The organism is Halochromatium sp. (assembly GCF_054919635.1).
In genome coordinates, this window is the sequence record NZ_JBUDPI010000377.1 from 1 (window position 1) to 3,379 (window position 3,379).

At 58.3% G+C, this 3,379-nt stretch carries 5 protein-coding genes; all 5 read right to left on the reverse strand.

Annotated elements, in window-relative coordinates:
* Positions 1 to 851: Ig-like domain-containing protein (locus tag ACY693_RS16850; RefSeq protein WP_462322968.1), on the reverse strand; the 851-nt coding region annotated here is incomplete at its 3' end.
* Positions 852 to 1,260: 409 nt separating this feature from the next.
* Complete coding sequence (locus tag ACY693_RS16855) at positions 1,261 to 1,491, reverse strand: DUF2283 domain-containing protein (protein WP_462322969.1); 231 nt, start codon at positions 1,489 to 1,491, stop codon at positions 1,261 to 1,263.
* A gap of 391 nt (positions 1,492 to 1,882) precedes the next feature.
* Complete coding sequence (locus tag ACY693_RS16860) at positions 1,883 to 2,236, reverse strand: DUF5615 family PIN-like protein (protein ID WP_462322970.1); 354 nt, start codon at positions 2,234 to 2,236, stop codon at positions 1,883 to 1,885.
* Positions 2,233 to 2,571, reverse strand: a complete 339-nt coding sequence (locus tag ACY693_RS16865; protein ID WP_462322971.1) for a DUF433 domain-containing protein — start codon at positions 2,569 to 2,571, stop codon at positions 2,233 to 2,235. The genes ACY693_RS16860 and ACY693_RS16865 overlap by 4 nt, the downstream gene beginning before the upstream one ends.
* 22 nt (positions 2,572 to 2,593) lie before the next feature.
* The gene (locus tag ACY693_RS16870; RefSeq protein WP_462322972.1) at positions 2,594 to 3,184 is read right to left on the reverse strand and encodes a recombinase family protein; all 591 of its coding nucleotides are present in this window, start codon (positions 3,182 to 3,184) and stop codon (positions 2,594 to 2,596) included.
* Positions 3,185 to 3,379 lie beyond the last annotated feature (195 nt).

Consider the following 3,379-nt stretch of genomic DNA (forward strand, 5'->3'; position numbering starts at 1 on the left):
CACATCATCAACCCTGCCAGTGCCCCGAGTGCCGGCAGGCTGAGGGTGGGGATCGCGTTGACCGGCCCACGCTGCACCGGCGAATCCGCCCAGGTGATGTCGATAAACAGGTCGGGGTTGAACGACGCCTTGAACCGGACTTGTTGCGCAACCGTACTGCCCACCACAAAGCTGGCCTCGCCCTGGGCATTGGTGGTTTTTTCACTCGGGGTGATGGTGACGGCGCCGGCAGTCTCGGAGGCCGACTCAACAACCAGAGTCACGCTGATTCCGGAGAGCAGGTTGTCTGCGCCATCGCGGACCGTGACGGTGATTGTGGTTTGCTCACCGGAGGTCACGGAATTGGCTTGGGTTTCGATTTCCGATTGATTTTGTGATGGAGTGCCGCCGTTCGTACAGGTCACGTTCACGTCGCTGACATTGGCGGTGGCGGTGCCGGAACCGTCGCTGACGGTGCAGGTCTGGCCCGTGGGCTGGGTCTTGACGGTGACCGCGTAGCTGCCGCCATAGGCGACCTCGGTGTCGAAGGTGAAGGCGCCGTTGTCGGTGACGGTCTTGTCATCGCCGCCGTCGTTCTGCAGCACCACCGATTGGCCGGAGGCTAAGCCCGAGACGTTGCCGCCAATGCTGTAGGCGCATTGTCCGTCGCGAACGGCCCAACCGAAGGTCTTCAAGCTCTTAGCATGAGAGTCCTGTTCGCCATCGCTGAATTGGAAGAGCCAAGCGGTGCTACCCGAATAAGACGTACCGGACAAGTACTGCACCTTTATGTCCGTCAGTGTGACATCGCCGACGGTCTGGGTTCCGGTTTTGTCCACGCCGTAGGCGCCCGGCAGATAGTAGCGGTACATGTAACCGAGTTCGTTGTCCCGACAGGGTCACGCGTGTTGGGTCTACCACTCGTCAAGTGTCCGCCCCTGTCCATCCAGGCCGGCACGCGCCATTGCGCATAAGGCCCACTCTGTAAGGTCAAAAATCAGTGCTCAGCCCAGTAACAGCGAGGGGTCTTGTGCGTTGACGCAGATTATAGACGACCCGGTTGTGTCCAGCTGAAGGGCAACACACTGATTATATTTTTCTGGCGCTGAGGGGCGGGGTGTCGGTGTCTGGTTGTGTCCAGATGCCGGGCGTCACTGTTCCCAAGAGGCTCGTACTAAACGGTTGGTGTCTCTTTGTAATTATGTATTACAAAATTATAAATATACAGTATTTTAAATATACATCGCTGCTCTCGGTCACCGGGCTGGCTGGACCCGTCGACTAAGCTGCTTTTTGCGACAGCTGCAGCAGCTTGGCTTGAACGGACTCAAGCAGCGAGTCCCTCAAAAACGGACTCGCCCCAATGATTTCAACCCCAATGAGTTCATTCTTTTCATTAAGTTCAGCGGTAATGTTTGGGCTGATTTCAATGCTGTTTTTTTCGTCTTCATCTGAAATCATGAGGTGCAAAATATCTTCTTCTTCAAAATACCGAAGGCTTGTTTTATTCATATTGAAATCTCCCGCTTTTTAAGCGATAGTTGATTTGCTGCCTGGTCGTGGCGTGAACAGTGATGGGCGTCACGCGATCAAGATCACTTTTTTCATAGGGGATCATGATCAGCATGCGACCATCTTGACCGATAACCACCAAGCAATCTTGTTGAGGTGTCATAGTATCTTTCGGTACTGTATCTCAAGACCTCTTCGATTGTTTCCAGGCGAAAGCCCCTGAGCTTAACGCGATACTTGAAATAATCGGTCCAAACAATCTGCATGACGATGCGCGCGTCTCGTTTTCGGGTCAACGGATCAAGTTTAGGGTTTTGACAATCATCGGAACGAAAACATGCGCTAAGGACGCTTCCTTCCGGCCAACGCGGTCCGTTCGGGGCCTCGAGTCCTACCGTAACGGGAAGTATCTGACCTGCCCCTCCCACTCTCCATCCACGCTGCAGGCGGCCAGCAGCAGAATGTCCTCGATGGCGGAGCGCAGCGCCACGGTGCGCGCGACTTCAAAGATCCTCGGCATCGGCTTGGCCGCACGGACCCGCTCATAGGCGAAGGCCGTGATCGTGGCCACGTCGTGGGTCAGCAGAACGCGGCCCTGTTCAGCCGCCCACGCCAGCACGCTCGGATCATCGGCTCCAGAGAGACCGACGTCTTGGACACGTACCACATCGATCTCGGGATCTCGCAGACGCACGCCGCGCACGATGTTGTTGTTGAAGTTCTCGTCTGCGAGCAGCCGGATCACATCGCATCCTGCCCGGCTTGGCGCGCCATCAGGCGTTCACGTATCCCGGTTGGACTAAAGAGTCGCTCGTTCGCCTGCCTGACCTCGGCGGCGCGCTGTTCGCGCTCGCGCAGATAGTCATCGACGGCCGCGGTATGGGCCAGGTAGTAGGCGATGACGGCATAGACCTGACCGAGAGAGACCGCTGGATACTGCTCCGCAATCCCCTCGGCGGTGGCGCCATCGCGAAAGGCACCGACCACAGTATCCAGTGTCACGCGCGAGTGGCCCACGCGGAAGACACCAGAGGCATCGGCTGACAAGGGAGGTGTTTCGGCCGCGACAACCATGTTCATGTCGATTCTCTGAGCTCGTTGATCAGGGTGCCGGCGTCGGCTCGTTGGCCACCGCGAGGTACCGGTAGAAGGTCGCCCGCGAGATGTCCAGCGTCTTGCAAATCTGCTCGACGCTGAGCTCATGGTCGCGGTGCATCCGGCAGGCGGTCTTCACACGGGGATCGTTTCGCGTGATCGCCCTGCGCCCACCTTGGCGTCCCCGCGCACGCGCTGCGCAGAGCCCTGCCTTGGTGCGCTCCTGGATCAACCGTCGCTCGAACTGCGCGAGCGCCGAGAAGATGTGGAAGACCAATTCCCCGGACGCGCTGGTGGTGTCGATGGCCCCGTCCCGCAACGAGCGGAATGCCACACCTTTCTTAAGAAGCTCCTGAATCAGGGTCACCAGATGCGGCATTGACCGGCCAAGTCGATCGAGACGCCAGACCAGCAGCGTGTCTCCCGGCTCGAGTGCATCGATGCAGGCGTCGAGGCCGGGACGTTGGCTTTTGGCGCCAGAGACCTTGTCGACGAAGATCAGCGCATCGTGGCAGCCTGCCTCCCGCAACGCATCGAGCTGCAGGTCCACATCCTGCTCAAGGGTGCTCACCCGCGCATAGCCCACCAGTCTTCCCATTAGATCGTCTTCCGCCGGCCTTCTGTCTTGCCTTCACCTCGTCCGCATGGGGTCAATGAGACTTTCATTATCGAAACGAGACGATGCGACAAGTATGGACCGTTTTTGAGGCGGTTTCGAGACCCGTTCGCCCGGAGACTTTTGCGCTGTAGCGATTTTCGGCCACCCGGACCCTGCACGCCAGAGCGGTTCCGC